Raw genomic sequence first — 20,264 nt, forward strand, 5'->3', positions numbered from 1 at the left:
ACAAGTGCACATCCTTACTACTTGCAGTGCTGTTGCATCGGCAATAAAACTGATTAACAGAGTGCTCGTAGTTGTTATGTAAGGAACACAAATGAAACAGTTCAAACTAACATCAGCAGTGCTGATGTTAAGCTTTGCCGCGCCGACTTTCGCAGTCCAATCCAATAACAACACAGAGACTAACGACGAGTTACGAACTGAATTACAACAAATTCAACACAGACTCGCCATGCTCGAAGCGCAAGAAAGTCAGGCATCTACTCCCTCAAATACTCAGTTTACTGTTTATGGTACTTTACGTCCCACGTTCGGTCTTACCCACACCAATTCAGACGATGTGTGGGATGTTAACGATGCCAGCTCACGGATTGGTTTTGCGACAGAGCAACAATTAGGCGACGGCCTAACGGCCTTTGCTAAAGGTGAGTTTAAGGTCGATATAAAGAATGACGGCGACTTTGGCGATGCACGAAAAGCCTATGTAGGAATAAAGGGATCTTTGGGCCGAGTTGCTATTGGTAAGCAAGCTGTCACACAGGAAATCATTTCCAACCCCGTTGATATTTTTAATCGTTCAGGCACACCCATCGCCTATGACAGTGCGGGTCCATTTAGACTGAATAATCTAGTGACCTATCGCAAACAATTCGGCGATATATTATTTTCAGCTGATGCCCAATTCGATGGTAACAAAGGCAGTGGCGGAAGTGATTTTGTCAACGCCGGTGTCTGTTACAAAAGCGACCTAATCTATATTGCCGCCGCGTTTTACAACAAGGAATTAGAAGACGATAAAGATGAAAATACGCTAGGTGTAACCATAGCAAAAAGCTTCGAATCTCTTTACCTAGCGGCAGCTTATCAAAACATAGAAAAAGACAACGTCGATGGTTCAACGCTGGATGTAGTCGCAAGCTACTTCATCAATGAAACCTATAAAATTAAACTGGGAGTGTCGAAATTCGATGATGGTGGCAACGATATCAGCTCTGGGAACTATAATGCATATAACACGACACTCGAATGGCATAAAACACCGAAATTTAGAACCTTTATCGAGTATCAAGTAAAAGATTATGAATACCGTGAAACCAATGACCAGATAATGGTCGGTATGCGCTACAACTTCGATTACACGTTTTAAGCAGCGCTAAACCAACAACAATTAATGTCATTACACACTAATGCCTGAATCATTGTTGTTGGTTTATCTCTTGAACAAATAAAATACCGACCGTTATCGGTACAGTAATCAGTCCTTTAAACGTACGCTGATTTTTTGTCTCATTGGTATATATTGAATATAATTAAGTGTCAATAAACCCCATCTACTGAATATACTGTGCTTTTTGTAAATGGGTTGCTGTGGCGATGGTATAAATACCGGCTTGCTTTAGGGCGCTAATTTTTTCACATGATGGCAAGCCAAAATGAAAACTCATCACCGCAGGACGTTCATTAAGCTACATCTTGAACATGGCTTCATCGTCGACAAAACTGTTATCAATTTCGTCAATTTGGGTTGGCGTTTATGCACTGCACACTACAAATAAGTCAGCAAGATGATGTAACCAAGCATGCTCTTTTATTGCATCACGCTGCGCCGGTGCATGACAAAACACCTTAACGTTAAACGGCGCATTGGTGAGCAAGCGCGTTGCTACAATGAGTTGCTGAGCCTGCGTTACCGAACTCGCACCAATCCCCAATGATCCAAGGCCGCGGCATTCGATACAGCGGCGGCCAATTGCGCCGTGGATACACCCGCCATTGGCGCTTGGATAATCAAAGCGTGCAGTGAAAGAATTAAGTCTACTCACAATAACGCCTCAAATTTTAAACATAACATTAAGCCTAAGGTAAGTATTACTGCTCTGTTTGATCCATAGATTTGGGGTTCGGGATTAAACCAATGAACCTCGCTAAACTTAGAAGCGTCATAAAAAGCCCAATCATTGCCTGGCCAATAACAAGAGTGTAAGCCAGTACGCCAAGAGGAGTGACGTTATAAAACCCAAAACTAGTCATAACAACAAAGCTAGTATATATCGCCCCTAAAATGCTTTCTTGAGATCCTGCAACGGTAAAACCAAACATATCCTGAAAAAATATGTATTGAGCTGCAAACCAGAATATAATTTCAAAGTAATTCTGAATAAGAAGAATTATCATACGACGATAACCGTGTAATGCGTATGAACCTCCCGATTTGATCGCTCGATACTCGTCAAATAACAGCACATTTATTTGATAAATAACCACTTCGAACACTCGCAATAGCGCATAAATCGCGATACAAAAACTAATTATATCGTTTTTAATATATAGGACGGCTGGAACTGACGCGATTGAAAGAAACACATGAGAAAGAGCCCAAACCTCTGAGAAAAAGCCCGTTTTCGCTTTAGGAAACATCCATCGAACAAAATTAAAGAACGATATTTTGCCCAAATATCGAAATACCACTTCCCAAAAGTTAACAATAAATGAACTTTGCATCATTACCCTAACGTCCCTAATTTATAATATTTGTATAGTCCCCATGGGCATTTACTTCAATAGAACAGAAAAAACGCGCATGGCTAATCATCTGATTTAGTGAATATTATCAGATTTTTTCCCACTGCACTCTAAACCTAATCACCCACAGTTCAGATAAGTATTGGCCAGAATCGCATACAGAATAAATACGCCAATATTAAGCCGCCATTCAACGCTATTATCCTTGTTGATCTGAATAGATAATGCACAGATAAACTAGCTTACTAACATCAAATAGAGCGCTTTGGTGGTGAAAGTAATCACAAAAAAATACCGATATCATCACACTAACCCGCCCAAGTTAGGTGCGACCGGTCACACTTTTGTGGTTATTGCGACCTCAAATCATGACCGCTTGGTTAATTTTGTAAACGAATAGTGTAAACATTGTTCTAGTTAAGATTTATTTAATAATCCCACGGCTCCCCTACCGTAATTTACTTTCAATTAATAGTCCCTTGTTGTTACTCTGCAGCTAATGAAATTGCCAGTTGGATCTGTTGATTTAACTACCCACTCCTTTGAGCTCGGTTGAAAACGTTTCTTGAAACTAACCCTTTGCCAATTCCTTGTTAAACCGCTTAATCGCATCGCAAGGTTGTCCAAATTGAGTAAAACACATTTAACCTTGTGTTTCGGATTACTGTTGCTGCAACCTTTAGCTGATTCTTTTTCTCTGTCGATGGGGCACTTCATCGATATTACTGAATTTATTGCCATTGCGGATACCGTATTAGCTGAAGTCCTGGGCGTAAGTTTACTGGGCTTATTAATATTTAATCCATTGGTGATCGAGCAATTTTGGCGTTTATTTCATCTCAACTCTACATTTTGTCATCTTCTTGCACTTAGCAATGGGTTAAGTGCCTTGTCGGTTATTGTCCCAAAACCCCTTGAATATACGGCTCACGGTTGCCGCGCTCCTCCTCTATCAGCTTAAGTTTTCACTCAACATACATCATTCGCTCAATACCGCCTTAAAACGCAAGCCAAATCACTCGCTACTGATTTAGTTAAGCTTTTTGACGCCGCGATTCGCGTCTGACGATTATTCTGCAACTGCCGATCCCCCCATTGGTAGCGTAGTAAGCTTTTAAGGTTAGAGGAATCTTCCTTTGTTAATTCGACATTTAAGTAAACCAGCACTGGCAGCATTAGCTTTTATGCTAGCCGGTTGTGAAGGCGGCGTACTGGATCCCAAAGGTCAAGTAGGCATGGATGAGAAACATCTCATTATTGTGGCGACTTTACTGATGCTGATTGTGGTTATTCCGGTAATTTTCATGACGTTATATTTTGCATGGAAATACCGCGATGGGCGCGACCAAGAAATCTATGCGCCCAAATGGGCACACTCAAACACCATTGAAATCGTGGTGTGGGTCATACCGATTATTATCGTGGTCATTCTTGGTGTTATCACTTGGAATTCGACTCACGATTTAGATCCATATAAGCCCCTCGATCATCCCGCTAAGCCAGTGACGGTTGAAGTGGTATCACTGGACTGGAAATGGTTGTTTATCTATCCAGAATATGGCATTGCATCAGTTAATGAATTGGCCTTTCCTGCCAATGTGCCAGTTAATTTCAAAATCACTTCAGACACGGCAATGAACTCATTTTTCATTCCGCAGTTGGGCAGCCAAATTTACTCAATGGCCGGTATGGCGACTAAGCTACATCTTATCGCGAATGAACCTGGCACTTTCAATGGTATTTCAGCTAACTACAGTGGTGCAGGGTTTTCTGGGATGAAGTTTAAGGCCATTGCGACGCCAACCATTGGCGATTTTGATGCCTGGGTGGCTAAGGTAAAACAGCAAGGTAGCAGCTTGAATGTTGAGCAGTACAAGCTACTGGCTAAAAAGAGCGAAAATAATCCCGTTCAATATTATGGCTCTGTGCAACATGGCATGTTTAACCACATCGTTATGCAGTACATGCACCCAGATTCGAATATGAAACCAATGGACACCATGGAAGAAATGAACGACATGAAATCGATGTCGAGTAGGGATCATGCCAAGCATATGCAAGACATGGAACACATCACTGACACGGACGTTGAACATCATTCTGGACATTCATCCTCTACACACTCAACCACAGAGCATTCATCGACTGCTTCTGGGGAGGCGGAATAATCATGCCATTTTTTGGAAAATTAACACTCGAGTCAATTCCATATCACGAACCGATTATTATGGTGACCCTTGCGGCTGTCGCCATTATTGGAATCGTTATTGCGGCCTTAATCACTAAGCATCAAAAATGGGGCGTGCTTTGGCACGACTGGTTAACCTCGGTTGACCATAAGCGCCTTGGTATTATGTATATCGTGCTAGCGATGGTGATGCTGGTCCGGGGTTTCTCTGACGCACTTATGATGCGAACGCAACAAGCACTGGCTACCAATGGCGCGGCGGGGTATTTGCCTCCTGAGCATTATGACCAAATCTTCACCGCCCATGGCGTGATCATGATTATCTTTATGGCGATGCCATTTATGATTGGTCTGATGAACTTGGTCGTGCCGTTGCAAATTGGTGCTCGCGATGTGGCGTTCCCTTTCTTAAACAACCTAAGCTTTTGGCTAACCGCATCTGGGGCGATATTAATCAATATCTCACTTGGATTAGGTGAGTTTGCCAAAACCGGTTGGGTAGCCTATCCCCCCTTGTCAGAGCTGGCGTACAGTCCGGGGGTGGGGGTCGATTATTATATCTGGGCCTTGCAAATATCCGGGATAGGGACAACCTTAACCGGGGTGAACTTTATCGCCACCGTGTTAAAAATGCGGGCGCCTGGCATGAAGCTAATGCAGATGCCCATTTTCACTTGGGCCTGTACTTGGGCGAACGTGCTAATTGTTGCGTCGTTCCCAATTTTAACCGCTGTTTTAGGTTTATTAACCTTAGACCGTTATTTAGATTTCCACTTCTTTACCAATGATGGTGGCGGTAACGCCATGATGTACATCAACCTGTTTTGGGCTTGGGGTCATCCTGAAGTATACATTTTGGTATTACCGGCCTTCGGTATTTTCTCTGAAGTGCTTTCAACCTTCACCTCGAAGCGCTTATTTGGTTACACCTCAATGGTGTGGGCAACGGGTGCGATTTCTGTGCTTGGCTTTATCGTGTGGTTACACCATTTCTTTACCATGGGGTCGAGCGCTAACGTTAATGCCTTCTTTGGGGTGATGACCATGGTGATTGCGGTGCCGACGGGGGTAAAACTGTTTAACTGGTTATTTACCATTTATCGCGGCCGTTTACGCTTTACCGTCCCAGTATTGTGGTCTTTAGGCTTTATGGTGACCTTCACCATCGGCGGCATGACCGGAGTACTGTTAGCATTACCTGGCGCAGATTATGTATTGCATAACAGCTTATTTTTAATCGCTCATTTCCATAACACCATTATTGGTGGAGCGGTATTTGGTTACATGGCTGGTTTTGCCTATTGGTTTCCTAAAGCCATGGGCTTCCACCTCAATGAACGTTTAGGCAGGGCATCATTCTGGTGCTGGCAAATTGGTTTCTATGTCGCATTTATGCCGCTATATGTGCTTGGTTTTATGGGTATGACTCGTCGTATCAATCACACTGATAACCCGGCATGGAACTTGTGGATTTACTTTGCGGTAGTAGGCGCGTTTATCATCCTCGCGGGCATCATTTTACAGTTTGTACAATTGTATGTCAGCTTCCGAGACCGTGAGCAAAACTTAGATACTACTGGCGATCCATGGAATGGCCATACGCTTGAGTGGTCAACTTCTTCACCACCGCAGTTCTATAACTTTGCCCAGTTACCCCAAGTAACTGACATTGATGCATTCACCGATATGAAAGAAAAAGGTGAAGCGTATCAACGCCAGAAAACATACCAACCTATTCATATGCCCAGAAACACTGCCAGCGGTATCTTGATGGCGGCGGCCATTACCTCGGTGGGGTTTGCCGCAATTTGGCATATTTGGTGGTTAGCTATGGTTGGGTTTGCGGGTACGTTTGTGCTGTTCTTGATCCGTGCTTACAACAACGACATTGACTACTACGTGCAACCAGACCAAGTCGCGCAGATTGAAAATGCACACTTAGATAACGTAGCAAGGGGCTGATAATGAGTATTGCTATCCAAGCAGATTTACACCTGGCTCACTCTGCTGAGCATCATGTTGAACATCATGATACAAGCGGCAACACCTTATTCGGTTTTTGGATTTATCTGATGACCGACTGTATTTTGTTCGCATCCGTTTTTGCAACTTATGCTGTTTTGTACATGAACACCGATGGTGGTGTGTCCGGTAAAGATATTTTCGAATTAGATTTCGTGCTTATGGAAACCGCCGCCCTGTTGATCAGTAGTATTACTTATGGCTTTGCCATGATTTGCGCTAAACACCAAAAGAAAGTCGCCACATTAGTGTGGTTGCTGATCACCTTCGCCCTAGGGTGTGCGTTTATTGCTATGGAAGTGTCCGAATTCAGTCACCTGATTGAACACGGTAATGGCCCAGATCGCAGCGCCTTTTTATCGGCATTTTTTGCTTTAGTGGGCATGCATGGTTTGCATGTCACTGCTGGTTTAATTTGGATGCTGATCATGATGGTCGAAGTGCTAACAACAGGTTTAGGTCATCGCAGTATTACCCGCCTAAGCTGCTTAAGCTTATTTTGGCACTTTTTAGACATCGTTTGGGTGTGTGTGTTTACCGTCGTTTATTTGTTAGGAGTCTTGTGATGAGTCATGCACATTCAAGCCACACCGAAGGTGATTTTGCCGCTAGCGTTAAGTCTTATATCGTCGGCTTTGTGTTATCGGTGATTTTAACTGCTATTCCATTTTGGTCAGTGATGACCCAACACTTTAACCATGCAACCACCTTATGGATTGTGGTTGTCATGGCCATAGTGCAAATCGTGGTGCATTTAAAATACTTCCTCCATTTAGATTTTTCTAAAGAAGGTAAGCTTAATACATTTTCGTTCTTATTCACTGCGTTGATTATTATCATGGTGGTGGGTTTATCTGTGTGGATTATCACCGCAGCTAACGAATTGATGATGTAAACAGCGCAATGTCATTAGCGCAATGTCAAAGCACTGCAACCAAAGTATGCAACCAGACAGCTATCATCAATAATCAAGGTCAATCTATGTCAGCACAATTAACCTCACGCTTACGAGGATATGTTCAGGTTACTAAGCCTGGCATCATCATGGGCAATTTAATTTCTGTCGCCGGCGGTTTTTTACTCGCCGCTCAAGGTAGCGTTGATTGGACCTTGATGCTTGCCACTATGATAGGACTGTCATTGGTGGTGGCGTCGGGTTGCGCTATCAATAATTGTATTGATCGTGATATCGACGCCAAAATGCAGCGAACGCGCAACCGAGTCACCGTCACAGGTGAAATATCGGTGCAAGCGGTATTGAGCTTTGGCATTGGTCTGGGGATCATTGGCTTTACTATGCTAGCAATATTCACCAACAGCTTAGCGGTATTGTTTGCCGCTATCGGCTATGTGGTTTATGTCGGCGTGTACAGCCTATACATGAAGCGCAACTCGGTTTACGGCACTTTAGTGGGCAGTTTCTCCGGTGCGGTGCCACCGGTTGTCGGTTATTGTGCAGTCACCGGACAAATGGACACAGGCGCCATTATTTTGCTGCTAATGTTCAGCTTATGGCAAATGCCGCATTCATACGCGATTGCAATTTTTCGTTTTGACGACTATGCCGCAGCCAATATTCCGGTGTTACCTGTGGCTGAGGGCATGGCTAAAGCAAAATTACATATTGTGCTCTACATTGCCGTGTTTGCATTAGTGAGTGCGCTGTTACCTTTGGCCGGTTACACCGGTATCGCCTTTATGGCTGTCACTTGCGCCACGAGTTTATGGTGGTTAACTATGGCGTTAAAAGGCTATCGTCGCGACATTAATCTGCAGTCTTGGGCTAGGCAAGTGTTTGGCTTTTCCATTGTGACTATCACGGCATTAAGCGTGACCATGGCATTGGATTTTCAAGTAGTTGCTCAACCTGCACGGCTAATATTGGTGCCTTAATAAGGCAGCATTATCAAACAAGCCCATGGCTTCTTGGTCAGTGGGCTTTTTTTTATTTGATTAATCAGCATTTTTTACTACGATTGAGTACTACGTTTGAGAACTAGAATTGAGTACTAGAATTGAGAACTAGAATTGAGAACTAGAATTGAGTACGACTCAAAAATACCGCCCGCGGTTCTAAAAATAAAACTGAACTGCACAGGCAAACATAAAGGGATCTTATGTTTATCATGTCGCGCACCAGCCAGCGCAAAACACCTTCACTTAACACCATAAAAAACTTTGTCCTGCTGTTAGCATTCGGGTGCAGTGTACTCACGGTCAACTCACTGCAGGCGACCCCATCACCTCGGCCTACAACCAAAGACAGCATTTTTGGTAATTGGATAATCGATACTCCAGAACAAATAACACTATTACAGTTAAATCGCGACCACAGTTACTTATACATGGAATTTAACTTAACTAAACCGCAAAACAGCGTCGCAGAATGGGGGCAAATAGACATCCAGCCACTAGGAGTGCGCTTTATCCCAAGCTATAGCAATAATCAGCAACAAGGCCTGGTTGCTTATCAAATTAACCATCTAAAACTGCAAATAATGCTCACGCCACAACGGCAACAGTTAGCATTCACTATCGACACTAATGCCGACAGTGTTGCCGATGAACAATATCAATATCATATCTATCCGAGTCAATCCGTTTATGGCGTATGGCATGAGCTGTCAAGGTTTATGCTGAGTAGCTTAGTGCTACTCGATAATGGTTACTACGCTGTGGTGCAAATCAACTTACACCAAGACCCGCAAGCTAATCCTCATTACACACATTTACAATGGGGACGCTTTGAACGTCAACAAAACCAACTGTTCATCGAGCCTATTTTTGATAACCCTCCACAACAAAGCGTTAGCCAATTCGACACCATGACAAGCGTTTTTTATCACCTTACTCGTCAACAATTGGCGCTATCGTTTGCGGTTGAAGATGACAATATAAATGCCCATCAACGCCGATTTAGACGATAAACCGTCATTTACAGCTATTTAGTTACAATTTCTGCCACAATCAGCTATTCAAATTCAAGCGATTACACTTCATACTGAACCATAGCTGGTATCAATTTAGTGTTAAAAGGATATTTCATGGGCCAAGAAACCTCGAAGATTCTCGTCGTCGATGACGATATGAGATTACGTTCATTATTAGAGCGTTACTTGATAGAGCAAGGCTTCCAAGTTCGTAGTGCAGCCAATGCCGAACAAATGGATAGATTACTTGAGCGCGAAAACTTTCATCTTTTAGTACTCGATCTGATGCTACCCGGTGAAGACGGTTTATCGATTTGTCGCCGTTTACGCCAGCAAGAGAACCCTATTCCGATTGTGATGCTGACCGCAAAAGGCGATGAAGTCGACCGCATTATCGGCCTCGAGCTCGGCGCAGACGATTACTTACCTAAGCCGTTTAACCCGCGCGAACTACTCGCGCGTATTAGAGCCGTAATGCGGCGTCAAATTGCCGAAGTCCCTGGTGCGCCAGCGCAGCAAGAAGAAGTGATTGCCTTTGGTGAATTTTCACTAAACCTTGCCACCCGCGAAATGTTTCATGGCGATGAAAGTATTGCCCTCACCAGTGGTGAATTTGCGGTATTAAAAGTGCTGGTTAACCATCCTCGTGAACCCTTGTCTCGTGACAAGTTAATGAACCTTGCCAGAGGTCGTGATTATTCCGCTCTTGAGCGTTCAATTGATGTTCAGGTATCACGCCTACGTCGTTTAATTGAAAAAGATGCCGCCAACCCTCGCTATATTCAAACTGTGTGGGGCCTTGGCTACGTATTTGTACCCGACGGCACCACGCGTAAGTAAGCCATGAAACTGAAGTTAAAATGGTGGCAACGCTTTTTACCCCGAAGCGCTTTTAGTCAGACGGTATTGTTGATTGGCAGCTTATTGCTGATTAATCAATTAGTGTCTTACTGGTCTGTCGCCGTTTACTTTATCAAACCCAGTTACGAGCAAATCAACCAACTGATTGCCCGCCAAATCAATATTTTATTTGTTGATGGTGTCGATGTTGGCCGTGAACACCTCACCATGGTTGATGCCTTAAATGCCAAAGTTCGTGACGATGGCATGACGGTTTACAACCTCAAACAAGCTCAAGACGCTGGACTAAATCAAGCCACTTATTACAGTTTTCTATCTGAGCAAATGTCGGTGTATTTGGGCGGCGAAGCCGAAGTGCGTTTTTCGCAGGGTGACAAACTCGATGTATGGATTAAGCCACCGCAAGCACCTTCTTTGTGGATAAAAGTGCCGCTGACCAGCATTAACGAATCTGATCTATCGCCGTTGACCTTATATTTATTAGTGATTGGCGCGCTCAGTGTCGCCGGTGGCTGGTTGTTTGCCCGCCGGCAAAACCGGCCGTTAAAACGACTCCAAAAAGCGGCATTTGCCGTATCAAAGGGCGATTTTCCGCCGATGCTGCCGTTAAGCGGTTCAACCGAAATTGTTGAAGTAACCCATGCTTTTAACCAAATGGCCAACAGCATGAAGCAACTTGAACAAGACCGTGCCTTATTGATGGCTGGTATTTCACACGACTTGCGTACACCCTTAACTCGTATTCGGTTAGCGTCTGAAATGATGGTCGACGATGACCAGTATTTAAAAGAAGGCATCGTCACAGACATTGAAGACATGGATGCAATTATTAACCAATTTATTGCTTACATTCGTAACGACCAGGAAGGCGTGCGCGAGCCAGATCAAATTAACCGCCTAATACAAGAAATTAGCCAACAAGAATCGCACCGCGAAGAGACGATTGAATTGTCGTTAGCAGACTGTCCCGACATCGCGATGGATAGTGTGGCCATTAAACGGGTGTTGAGTAATTTAGTTGAGAATGCCTTTCGATATGGTAATGGCTGGATAAAAATAAGCTCGTACCATCAAGGTAATGCGGTTTGTTTTAGCGTTGAAGATAATGGCCCAGGTATTGATGAAACTAAAGTTGAGGCACTGTTTCAACCCTTTACCCAAGGTGATTCAGCCCGCGGCAGTGTTGGCTCTGGTTTAGGCTTAGCCATTATTAAACGCATTATTGACCGTCATCATGGCAAGGTAAAACTGTCTAACCGTCCCCAAGGTGGATTAAAAGCACAAGTATGGCTGCCGTTAATCAGCAAACGCCGATACAGCTAAACTTACATAATCCAGCTATCACGACGCAGCTATTCCAATGTCTTGATGAAGGTGTCGTGCTGAAAATGTCGCGCTGAAAATGTCGCGATCATTGTGCGTGAACTCAAAAACAACTCACAAAACAATGTAGTGACTCAATTTAAACGATTTTACTGCTCCCCCGAAATCAATAATCATCCCACACGATAAACGGTAACATTAGTGCCATAAAATACTCATAATGGTCTTTATCTGAAGTCTGGGTAGCATGAAAATATCAACATTATCACTTAGTGCATCAGCGTTATTATTACTCCTTGCAGCCTTATTAGCCGCAACCGTGTTGTGGAGTAACCAACAACGCCAAGTGAGCGAGCAGCTCAATCAAAACTTACAGCGGATCCAACATACGTTTCAGTACGATGTGCGCAATAACATCAACAATTACCTACGAACAGGACAAAGCAACTACCTAGAACAGGCGCGCGCCGACATCACCAGTATCACCGTCAGCATCACCCAATTACACCAAGCGCATCCACAATTAGGCAGCGCCTCGCTGATCGAGTTAATGGCCCAATTAATTGGCGACTTAGACACTAAATACCGCGCCGCGGGTAAATTGGCAGGTAACCCGCGTCAATTACTGGCCTTTGCTGAGTCAGAGATGCTCGATTACAATCGCAACTTAAGCCGTTATGCTCAATCCGCCCGCCAAGGCAACAACATCGCACAGCAATACCTAGCCCTCAGCCTTGAATTACCCAGCTTGGTTTACCCATTATCGCAGCAAACTCAGACCCTACTGATAGACCAAGATACCAGCGTGACCAACAGTGTTAACTTCTCCATTAGTGCACTTAATACCTGGCACGATAAACTACAAAGTCTACCCTTATTAGGGATTTACCGCACCGAAGCAGTGGATGAGTTTGCCTTAGGTGATGATGAACCCGAACGCATTGAAGTTGGCGAAACGCCACGTGCTGAATTACTTAGTTTGACCCAACGCTACAGCAAAGAAGTCGCCAATACCAAGCAGATGATCGCCGACAACCAAACGGTGCAAACCGCACTGATTAACGCCACCAGCCAAGTCGAGCAGCAATTAGTGACCCTAGCAAATAGGCAAACTCAAACAGACCAACAATTAAAGCTCAACTTACAATGGTTGCTGTATGGCATGGTGACCTTGCTAGCGTTGTTTTCGGTGAGTTACTTCATCTTGCAGCAACGCCGAGTGGTCACTCCGTTACGACGCTTAAATCGCGCGTTCTCGATGTTAAGCGAGTCTAACCAACGTGAACCGTTACCGGTAACAAGCCAATGTGAAACCGGCCAGATTGCGGCACACTTTAACCGACTGCTGCAACGATTTGAACAAGATGATGAACAGCAAAAACACAATATGATCCAGGTTTCACAGTCATTAAGCCAATTAGTGACCCGAATTGGTTCGTTATCAAACAGCACCCAACAAACACAAACAGTCGTACAGCAAGCACAGGGGCAAACTGCTGATTTAATTGCATTAGCCAATAAAGTAAACAGGTCGTCTAGTGCGCTAACAGCAAGCGCACAACAGACCATGAATGACATGCTGGCCAGTCAACAAGAGGCACAAGGCGTATTAACGGCTACAGAACATACATTGACCAAAGTGGATCAATGTAACCACTCGCTAACCCAGCTAAGCACCTCGGTCAGTGATGCGGCTAAAATTGTCGATGTGATAGGTAATATTGCCGATCAAACTAACTTACTGGCACTCAATGCCGCCATCGAAGCCGCAAGAGCCGGTGAACAAGGACGCGGGTTTGCTGTTGTGGCCGATGAAGTTCGCAACTTATCCCACCGTACCCAGTTATCGCTCAAGGACATCATGGCAATATTAACCCAGTTAACGACATCGAATGCCGCGCTGAGTCACAGTGTAAATGACATTAGCGAGGCTTCAGAACAGCAAAAAAGCCGGGCCCAAAGCTTGTTAACCTTTGCTCAGCAAGTACAACAACAGGCCAGCGCCATGGCAAAGAGTGCCTGTCAAGGGAGTGAACACGCAAACCAACAAGTGCATCATCTTGACGAGTTTGTGGTTGCCATGGACAGTTTACTGCTGCGAGCAAAACACGCCTTTGAACAAAGCGAAACCATTGCATTAGAAGTCAGCAACAGCGTCAACAATATAGAACAAAACTTAGGCATTGCCGCTGGGAAGGCTTAAACGTCTATCACGTTAGAATATAAAAATGGGCGCCACATTGGGCGCCCATTTTTTATCTCTAATAACCTATTATGTATAGATTATAGTGCCGCCATCACAGCTTCTGCGGTGCTGACTTCAAATGACTTACCTTGTTCAACATTAAGTAAAGTCACTACACCATTGTCGATCACCATGGCATAACGTTGTGAACGAACACCACCAAAACCTGCGGTATCCATTTCTAAGCCTAATGCTTTAGTAAAGCTGGCATCACCGTCTGAAAGCATCATCAATTCAGATGCATTTTGTGCTTCGCCCCAGGCTTTCATGACGAATGCATCGTTAACCGCAACACAAGCAATTAAGTCAACGCCTTTGGCTTTAAATTCGTCAGCCAATACCACAAAGCCAGGTAAATGGGCTTCTGAACAGGTTGGTGTAAATGCACCAGGCACAGCAAACAACACCACTTTTTTACCGGCAAATAACTCAGTCACATCGTGGTTAACCATACCGTCTTTAGTCAGTTGGCTTAATGTAGCTTTTGGTAGCGATTGTCCTTTAGCGATCATAATTATTTCCTTAATTATTAGTTAAAACGATAGGTTATCTTGGCGCCAATACCTTACGGCAGCCCAGAAATAGAATAGATAATACGGATTCACATAAAATCGAGATCAACAGCCCCAATAACATACCAATCGCAATGGCTTCTGGTTTTAACAAAATCACATGGGAATAGTTTTGCCACACCTCAGCTTGAATGTCTTTTTTTGGCGTAAGGATCACTTGTTGATAGGGACTGTAACTGTGTTGACGAAATCGTGTTAATGCATCGGTTAATGACACATAACGTTGATAAATAGACTCGATACTTTCACCGCCAGCACTAAAAACTGGATCATTATTTTGTCGATAATGGCGGATCAGTTTATTGATATCCCCACCAAAAAAGCGGTCCGCATCGTGCTGAAACTCAGCCAAACTTAGCTTAGCTTCAAGCTGGTGCGCCTCGAGTCGCTGGCCGTATTGGTCAACAAAACCGGGAACTTGAATACCAATCAATACGCCACAAACAAACAGCACTAAGCGAAGGTAATCCATTAAATGTTTTATCATGATGTCATCGGTTGCGATAAAGATAAATTCAGAAAGGTCACAATATCACCAATTAGTTAACTAAGCATCTTGTATAAATGGATGTTAATTTAACGTGCAGCCGCTGAGGATTTGTAATCCAACATTCACCAATGATGGCATCACAAGCAACGGCTTAATGTCGACACCATCATCGTATCAACACGCTCAAGGGCATCGTCATACGCCCATGAGCAATACAAATAAGTTAACTCAATCCCCAATTCACTTTAGGTAGGTGTTCAACAAACCAGTCAAAGGCGCGCCCTTGATGATCTTTATGCCAAGCAATATACACACTTTGATTAGGCCTTGGGATTGAACATGGCTTTTCAATTAGTTGACCACTATCAAGGTATGATTGCACCATATGCCGCGGTAAAAACCCAATGCCCAACCCTTGCACTTGCGCCGCAATTTTAGCTTCCATGGTATTAAGGCGGATCATCTGCTTACTTTTAAAGATACCGTTATCGCGAATAGGCAAAAGCTGTGAAGTATCGGCCACCACCAGCGCCGAATAATGTGTCAATCTGTCGGCATCCAACATGCCATCCACAAACGCCAGCGGATGATGCGGCGCTACGGCAAACACAAATTCAATTTCACCCATTTTATGGGTTTGAAATACCCCTCTTGGTAGCTCGCCTGACGCGCCAATGACAATATCGGCGCGGCGACTGTGCAGTGCATCCCAACCGCCACCAACCGCTTCAACATCTAAGGTAATATCAACACTGTGCTCTAGTTGATTAAACTGCTCGATCAAATTAAACAATGGTCTCTGATAAATAATGGTATCGCGCGATAAGCGAATTTCATTTTCCCAGCCAGACTCGAGTTGCTGTACCGAATCAATTAACCGATTTGTCGCCAATAAAATTTCTCGCCCATGCTCGAGCACTAACTTACCTGCAGGGGTTAATTGCGCTCGCTGTTTTGAGCGGTCAAACAAGGCCGCACCCATTTCCTCTTCAAGTTTTTTGATGGTATAGGTCAAGGCCGACGGCACTCGATATAAAGATGCCGCTGCGGCAGCAAAACTGCCCTTACGCTCAATGGCATCTAAGGCGCGTAATGCATCAATAGTAATCGGGTTTTGCATGACCTTCTCCATATTCAAAAAAATTGAACTATTACCTCAGTTTATTCCGATTTTTTATTCAATCAAGTACCAATATACTCATCATCAATCAGTGAGACAGGCTCACTTCAAACACACAATGTTTAACCTTATTGAGGATACATACCATGAAAGCACTCGCTAAAAACATCACCCACTCTACTGCAGGTTTCAGCACATTAGCATTACGCTTACCTATTGGGATTATTTTTATGGCTCACGGCGGGCAAAAAATATTTGGTTGGTTTGGTGGTTATGGCCTTGAAGGCACTGGACAATGGATGGCATCAATTGGCATTGAGCCTGGCGTATTAATGGCCTTCTTAGCCGGCAGCGCTGAATTGGTTGGTGGATTATTTATTCTATTGGGTTTACTGACTCGCCCATCAGCGGTGGTGTTGGCTTTTACTATGATTATCGCCATTGTCAGTGTGCATTTAACCAACGGTTTATTTATGGCTAACAATGGTTATGAATTTGCATTAGCACTGTTAGCTGCCAGTGTGTCACTTGCGCTGTCTGGCTCAGGTAAAGTCGCAATCGATAACACCATTGCCACTAAATTAGCTTAAATAAATATCGGCTTAGTCTTTTTAATGGCTCTTTAGGAGAAAGTTATGATCTCATTACGTCATGCAAATCAACGCGGTAAAGCCAACTTTGGCTGGCTGGACAGCAAGCACAGTTTCTCATTTGGTAGCTATTACGATCCACAGCATATGGGGGTTTCAGCGCTGCGAGTCATCAATGATGACCGCGTTACGCCCGGAGCAGGGTTTGCGACTCATGGTCATCGTGATATGGAAATTATCAGCTATGTCCTTGAGGGCTCTATCGCCCATAAAGACAGTGAAGGTAATGTGGAAGTATTGCCTGCGGGTGAGTTTCAATTAATGTCTGCTGGCAGCGGTATTACCCACAGTGAATACAATGCATCAAACACTGAACCACTGAAGTTTTTACAAATTTGGATCCAGCCTAATACCTTAGGCAATACACCGAGATACCAGCAAAAAAACTTTGGTCAAACATTGGGCTTGACCACGATTGCCACACCAACAGGTGAAAACGGTACTTTGCAGATCAAGCAAAATGCGACATTGTCACAACTGATTTTGGCACCTAAATCTAAAATAACCTATCAGATTGCGACTGACCGTAAAGTGTATGTTCATCAAGTCGCTGGCGAACTGAGCATTGAAGATCAACCGCTGAGTGCAGGTGATGGCGCAAAACTCACTGACATGTCCACAGTGACCTTTATTAACCCATCAGACACTCAGTCAACGGCACTCGTTTTTGATTTACCCTAAATGAGTTCAGTGAATGATTAGCCTGCGGTAGTTTCCCTGCAGGCTAAATCACATCAATCTAACGTTAGTTTATTGTCCACTGGTGGGCGTACTATTTTCGGGCATCGATGACAATGAATGGCGGTACCCGCCTAACTGACATGCGGTCCATAAACACACTGCCGTCACCAACATCATCCCAATCTGTACCCCGATTACCCCATGATAACCCGTTTGCCATAACGCCATTATTTGCTCAGAGAACATCAGCCAATCTGCAGCAATGGTGACCACTAATATGCCACTGGTCAGTAGCAATAACTGACTAATATGCCGCTTAGTATCATTCACCTTAATGCTATACAAGATCACCGCTACTAACGATGCCACAAAACAACCAACCAGCCATTCGCTTCGCCCTGGCAAGGTTGCTGGCAATAGTCGTTCACACAAAAAGCCAACGGCTGTCGCCACAATAATGCCGCCGCAACCACCAATCGTCATCGCGGTCACTATAGCAATACTGCGCGGCGAAGACTGACGCTGAGCACGGCGTTTATTAATCCACAGCATATTGCCCGCGACAATCATGGCGCTGATGGCAATTGCCAATATAAAGTACAAAATGCGGATATCTACCCCGGCAAAGTTACTAAAATGCAATGTCACTAATACATCTCTCCCTTGGCGGAATACATTGTAATTATCGACATTAACCTTATTTATCACACTGCTATCTTGGACGCGATAAGTCACTTCATCACGTTGGGCAAAATTAGCAGTGTCGTTTCCACGCACTTGCACCAGAGCATTATCGGCACCGTAATGATGGAAAATAATATTACGTAATTCAAAATTCGATTGCTGTTTAGTTTGTTCAATTAAGGTAAACGCATTGCTCATATCCAGTGATTTTTCACTGCGCGGTTCGCTGATACGGTTAAAGCCAGCATCATTAAATAATGCTTGTCGATCGCCCTGATAAATAAACACCACAAAAGCCAGCTGGAACACTATGGCCAAGTTAAGGATCAAGCCGCTTAGGGCATACATCAAGGTAAAGGGCAGTGTCATCACCCCTGCTACGGTATGAAGATCGAGCAGTTTATCGCGACGCTGTTTATCGACCCGATACAAAAAGAACTGTTTTAGCAATTTGCGGGCGTGAATAAAAATCCCCGACACTAATGCAAATAAAAAAATCAGTGTCACCATACCAATCAGATAACTGCCACCGGGCAGATCGAGGTTGTAATGCAAGCGATAAATAAATTGCGATAGATAAAAGTCATCTTTGCCAGCAACAGTTTGACCGTTTTTAGGATCAACCAATATCGCCATGGATTGAGGCGCTGATTGTGGAGCGTCTCCCACTATATCAAAGTAAAAAATATAATAAGGTACTAGCTGGGTCGGCATATTTATCCGAAAACGGCCATTATAATCAAGAGGATATTCAGCCAACTTTTGCTCAACTAATGTCGCTAGTGGTATGTCTGCTTGGCTGTTATCGACCGGATGATGCGGGGTGATGGCCCATTGCGTTATTTCGTCGTGAAATAAGGTTACGGCCCCAGCCCAAAATACCAAAAATAATAACGGTGAAATAATTAACCCAAGCCAACTGTGGGCTTCGATAAGGTTTTTAATGACTTTGTGCTGTACGGGAGAATCAGATTTCATTGAGGTATTCATTACTTAGGTTTGAGAAAAAAATAACAATGCATTGATAAGGCTACTGGCCACAAGCCATTTTGCACACACCAAGCTGGCGGCCTTTGCGCTATTACGGCTATAACAAAATGCCATCACCATAACCCACACACAAAAACCCAGCATAAGCCCGACAAAGAGTTTTACATCGACATCCACAGGTAAGATCCGAAATACCATGAGCATTAAACTGATTGCCAATAATAATCCCCACAAAAATGCCGAAAATGACTTAGGCCACATGATTATTTAACCCCAACCAGCACGATACTGACAAATAGCGCAAAGCCTAACGAGCTCACCCAAATACTGCGACCTTTATAATGCGACGCCACCAGCACCAGTAATATCCACATGGTCATCATACAAATCAGCACCACTAAACTGGCCACTAATACACTGTAAGAATGGCTAAATCCCCACAAAGCGAACAACACCGCTATACCGCATGAACTCCAAGACAGTAATTTAGGCAAAGGAAAACTGATAAGCTGCTGTTTATCAGATGCCAAATAGGCAAATAAACAACCAAGCCATAAAAAAGATACACTGACAAGTTCCATTTGATAAGGTCTCAAGATAATTAATGCAAATGATAATGATTTGTATTAATTATCCAGAATGTGCTCGAGTAATACAAGTAGATTGTCAATAAACCTTAAAAACAATCCTCAATCAGTGATCTGATAACGCAGTAACGACCTCTGGTGGCATAATTATTACTGCAAAAAAATGATCACTTTTGCAAGTAATCGCTGTAAAAAAATAACCACCCAGGAAAATAACGACGACATTAACGCTCGCTATGACGATGAAACCGGCAGGCCACAGATAAGTGAATCGCCGAGTAACGTCGCCGCATGCCTTAAAGCAATCGTATTAACGGTAAATATGCTCATTTTGGCTTATTTATCCCATCTATTAACCCTAATTGAGGTTAAATAGTTTTTTTAGTCAGCGTCTCCAACGG

23 protein-coding genes are annotated in these 20,264 nt (G+C 43.8%); 14 read left to right on the plus strand and 9 right to left on the minus strand.

Annotated features, from left to right (window positions below):
- Window positions 1-91 precede the first annotated feature (91 nt).
- Window positions 92-1,144, plus strand: a complete 1,053-nt coding sequence (locus CXF80_RS12655) for a porin (protein ID WP_101033204.1) — start codon at window positions 92-94, stop codon at window positions 1,142-1,144.
- 184 nt (window positions 1,145-1,328) lie between these two features.
- Here CXF80_RS12655 and CXF80_RS20485 read toward each other — a convergent pair whose 3' ends face one another.
- From CXF80_RS20485 to CXF80_RS12665, 3 genes are all read right to left on the minus strand, one after another.
- Window positions 1,329-1,442: a nitronate monooxygenase gene (locus CXF80_RS20485; RefSeq protein ID WP_232772100.1), complete on the minus strand. Its 114-nt coding sequence runs from the start codon at window positions 1,440-1,442 to the stop codon at window positions 1,329-1,331.
- 87 nt (window positions 1,443-1,529) lie between these two features.
- Window positions 1,530-1,820, minus strand: a complete 291-nt coding sequence (locus CXF80_RS12660) for a hypothetical protein (RefSeq protein WP_101033205.1) — start codon at window positions 1,818-1,820, stop codon at window positions 1,530-1,532.
- A gap of 46 nt (window positions 1,821-1,866) precedes the next feature.
- Entirely contained in the window at window positions 1,867-2,502 is a 636-nt protein-coding gene (locus CXF80_RS12665) for a hypothetical protein (protein ID WP_101033206.1), read from the minus strand.
- A gap of 646 nt (window positions 2,503-3,148) precedes the next feature.
- Here CXF80_RS12665 and CXF80_RS12670 point away from each other — a divergent pair.
- The 10 genes from CXF80_RS12670 to CXF80_RS12715 all read left to right on the plus strand — a co-directional run bounded on the left by CXF80_RS12670 (window position 3,149) and on the right by CXF80_RS12715 (window position 14,047).
- Window positions 3,149-3,481 carry a hypothetical protein gene (locus CXF80_RS12670; protein WP_101033207.1) on the plus strand — a complete coding sequence of 111 codons (333 nt, stop codon included), beginning with the start codon at window positions 3,149-3,151 and terminating at the stop codon, window positions 3,479-3,481.
- A 175-nt stretch (window positions 3,482-3,656) separates the two neighbouring features.
- The gene (gene cyoA / locus CXF80_RS12675) at window positions 3,657-4,688 is read left to right on the plus strand and encodes a ubiquinol oxidase subunit II (RefSeq protein ID WP_101033208.1); all 1,032 of its coding nucleotides are present in this window, start codon (window positions 3,657-3,659) and stop codon (window positions 4,686-4,688) included.
- Window positions 4,689-4,690: 2 nt separating this feature from the next.
- Entirely contained in the window at window positions 4,691-6,670 is a 1,980-nt protein-coding gene (gene cyoB / locus CXF80_RS12680; RefSeq protein WP_101033209.1) for a cytochrome o ubiquinol oxidase subunit I, read from the plus strand.
- Between the two features lie 2 nt (window positions 6,671-6,672).
- A complete protein-coding gene (gene cyoC, locus CXF80_RS12685) occupies window positions 6,673-7,296 on the plus strand; it encodes a cytochrome o ubiquinol oxidase subunit III (protein WP_101033210.1) in 624 nt (207 codons plus the stop codon).
- Window positions 7,296-7,625 (plus strand): cytochrome o ubiquinol oxidase subunit IV, encoded by a 330-nt coding sequence (cyoD, locus tag CXF80_RS12690; protein WP_101033211.1) that lies wholly within the window; start codon window positions 7,296-7,298, stop codon window positions 7,623-7,625. The genes cyoC and cyoD overlap by 1 nt, the downstream gene beginning before the upstream one ends.
- Before the next feature lie 65 nt (window positions 7,626-7,690).
- Entirely contained in the window at window positions 7,691-8,623 is a 933-nt protein-coding gene (gene cyoE, locus CXF80_RS12695) for a heme o synthase (RefSeq protein ID WP_372491447.1), read from the plus strand.
- Window positions 8,624-8,856: 233 nt separating this feature from the next.
- Window positions 8,857-9,657 (plus strand): hypothetical protein, encoded by an 801-nt coding sequence (locus tag CXF80_RS12700; protein WP_157822229.1) that lies wholly within the window; start codon window positions 8,857-8,859, stop codon window positions 9,655-9,657.
- 117 nt (window positions 9,658-9,774) lie between these two features.
- Window positions 9,775-10,500, plus strand: a complete 726-nt coding sequence (ompR, locus tag CXF80_RS12705; RefSeq protein WP_101033213.1) for an osmolarity response regulator transcription factor OmpR — start codon at window positions 9,775-9,777, stop codon at window positions 10,498-10,500.
- Window positions 10,501-10,509: 9 nt separating this feature from the next.
- A complete protein-coding gene (gene envZ, locus CXF80_RS12710) occupies window positions 10,510-11,844 on the plus strand; it encodes a two-component system sensor histidine kinase EnvZ (protein WP_101034768.1) in 1,335 nt (444 codons plus the stop codon).
- Window positions 11,845-12,091: 247 nt separating this feature from the next.
- Window positions 12,092-14,047: a methyl-accepting chemotaxis protein gene (locus tag CXF80_RS12715; protein ID WP_101033214.1), complete on the plus strand. Its 1,956-nt coding sequence runs from the start codon at window positions 12,092-12,094 to the stop codon at window positions 14,045-14,047.
- Window positions 14,048-14,127: 80 nt separating this feature from the next.
- On the opposite strand, the gene CXF80_RS12720 is transcribed toward CXF80_RS12715, so the two are convergent.
- From CXF80_RS12720 to CXF80_RS12730, 3 genes are all read right to left on the minus strand, one after another.
- Entirely contained in the window at window positions 14,128-14,601 is a 474-nt protein-coding gene (locus tag CXF80_RS12720) for a peroxiredoxin (RefSeq protein WP_101033215.1), read from the minus strand.
- A 34-nt stretch (window positions 14,602-14,635) separates the two neighbouring features.
- Window positions 14,636-15,148, minus strand: coding sequence for a DUF2937 family protein (locus tag CXF80_RS12725; RefSeq protein ID WP_101033216.1), 513 nt, complete (start codon window positions 15,146-15,148; stop codon window positions 14,636-14,638).
- Window positions 15,149-15,374: 226 nt separating this feature from the next.
- A complete protein-coding gene (locus tag CXF80_RS12730; RefSeq protein ID WP_101033217.1) occupies window positions 15,375-16,271 on the minus strand; it encodes a LysR family transcriptional regulator in 897 nt (298 codons plus the stop codon).
- A 146-nt stretch (window positions 16,272-16,417) separates the two neighbouring features.
- Here CXF80_RS12730 and CXF80_RS12735 point away from each other — a divergent pair, with 146 nt between their 5' ends.
- Both CXF80_RS12735 and CXF80_RS12740 read left to right on the plus strand, forming a co-directional pair.
- Window positions 16,418-16,861, plus strand: a complete 444-nt coding sequence (locus tag CXF80_RS12735; protein ID WP_101033218.1) for a DoxX family protein — start codon at window positions 16,418-16,420, stop codon at window positions 16,859-16,861.
- A gap of 45 nt (window positions 16,862-16,906) precedes the next feature.
- Window positions 16,907-17,602: a pirin family protein gene (locus CXF80_RS12740; RefSeq protein WP_101033219.1), complete on the plus strand. Its 696-nt coding sequence runs from the start codon at window positions 16,907-16,909 to the stop codon at window positions 17,600-17,602.
- Window positions 17,603-17,671: 69 nt separating this feature from the next.
- On the opposite strand, the gene CXF80_RS12745 is transcribed toward CXF80_RS12740, so the two are convergent.
- From CXF80_RS12745 to CXF80_RS12755, 3 genes are read right to left on the minus strand one after another with little or no spacing between them, the layout of a single operon-like run.
- Window positions 17,672-19,264 (minus strand): PepSY-associated TM helix domain-containing protein, encoded by a 1,593-nt coding sequence (locus tag CXF80_RS12745; RefSeq protein WP_157822230.1) that lies wholly within the window; start codon window positions 19,262-19,264, stop codon window positions 17,672-17,674.
- Between the two features lie 15 nt (window positions 19,265-19,279).
- Window positions 19,280-19,537: a hypothetical protein gene (locus CXF80_RS12750; protein ID WP_101033221.1), complete on the minus strand. Its 258-nt coding sequence runs from the start codon at window positions 19,535-19,537 to the stop codon at window positions 19,280-19,282.
- Between the two features lie 2 nt (window positions 19,538-19,539).
- The gene (locus tag CXF80_RS12755; RefSeq protein ID WP_101033222.1) at window positions 19,540-19,857 is read right to left on the minus strand and encodes a hypothetical protein; all 318 of its coding nucleotides are present in this window, start codon (window positions 19,855-19,857) and stop codon (window positions 19,540-19,542) included.
- Between the two features lie 169 nt (window positions 19,858-20,026).
- On the opposite strand from CXF80_RS12755, the gene CXF80_RS12760 reads away from it, so the two are divergent.
- Window positions 20,027-20,239: a hypothetical protein gene (locus CXF80_RS12760; RefSeq protein WP_101033223.1), complete on the plus strand. Its 213-nt coding sequence runs from the start codon at window positions 20,027-20,029 to the stop codon at window positions 20,237-20,239.
- Window positions 20,240-20,264: the final 25 nt, after the last annotated feature.

Origin of the sequence: Shewanella sp. Actino-trap-3 (assembly GCF_002836275.1) — a bacterium.
In the GTDB taxonomy this organism is placed as follows: domain Bacteria; phylum Pseudomonadota; class Gammaproteobacteria; order Enterobacterales; family Shewanellaceae; genus Shewanella; species Shewanella psychromarinicola.

Coding starts and splice junctions, on each gene's coding strand:
- CXF80_RS12735 (WP_101033218.1), top strand. CDS start 16,418: ATGAAAGCACTCGCTAAAAACATCACCCACTCTACTGCAGGTTTCAGC.
- CXF80_RS12665 (WP_101033206.1), bottom strand. CDS start 2,502: ATGATGCAAAGTTCATTTATTGTTAACTTTTGGGAAGTGGTATTTCGA.
- CXF80_RS12745 (WP_157822230.1), bottom strand. CDS start 19,264: ATGAAATCTGATTCTCCCGTACAGCACAAAGTCATTAAAAACCTTATC.
- cyoB (WP_101033209.1), top strand. CDS start 4,691: ATGCCATTTTTTGGAAAATTAACACTCGAGTCAATTCCATATCACGAA.
- ompR (WP_101033213.1), top strand. CDS start 9,775: ATGGGCCAAGAAACCTCGAAGATTCTCGTCGTCGATGACGATATGAGA.
- CXF80_RS12720 (WP_101033215.1), bottom strand. CDS start 14,601: ATGATCGCTAAAGGACAATCGCTACCAAAAGCTACATTAAGCCAACTG.
- cyoD (WP_101033211.1), top strand. CDS start 7,296: ATGAGTCATGCACATTCAAGCCACACCGAAGGTGATTTTGCCGCTAGC.
- CXF80_RS12750 (WP_101033221.1), bottom strand. CDS start 19,537: ATGTGGCCTAAGTCATTTTCGGCATTTTTGTGGGGATTATTATTGGCA.
- CXF80_RS12730 (WP_101033217.1), bottom strand. CDS start 16,271: ATGCAAAACCCGATTACTATTGATGCATTACGCGCCTTAGATGCCATT.
- CXF80_RS12755 (WP_101033222.1), bottom strand. CDS start 19,857: ATGGAACTTGTCAGTGTATCTTTTTTATGGCTTGGTTGTTTATTTGCC.
- cyoC (WP_101033210.1), top strand. CDS start 6,673: ATGAGTATTGCTATCCAAGCAGATTTACACCTGGCTCACTCTGCTGAG.
- CXF80_RS12715 (WP_101033214.1), top strand. CDS start 12,092: ATGAAAATATCAACATTATCACTTAGTGCATCAGCGTTATTATTACTC.
- CXF80_RS12725 (WP_101033216.1), bottom strand. CDS start 15,148: ATGATAAAACATTTAATGGATTACCTTCGCTTAGTGCTGTTTGTTTGT.
- CXF80_RS12700 (WP_157822229.1), top strand. CDS start 8,857: ATGTCGCGCACCAGCCAGCGCAAAACACCTTCACTTAACACCATAAAA.
- CXF80_RS20485 (WP_232772100.1), bottom strand. CDS start 1,442: ATGAGTTTTCATTTTGGCTTGCCATCATGTGAAAAAATTAGCGCCCTA.
- CXF80_RS12760 (WP_101033223.1), top strand. CDS start 20,027: ATGATCACTTTTGCAAGTAATCGCTGTAAAAAAATAACCACCCAGGAA.
- CXF80_RS12655 (WP_101033204.1), top strand. CDS start 92: ATGAAACAGTTCAAACTAACATCAGCAGTGCTGATGTTAAGCTTTGCC.
- CXF80_RS12740 (WP_101033219.1), top strand. CDS start 16,907: ATGATCTCATTACGTCATGCAAATCAACGCGGTAAAGCCAACTTTGGC.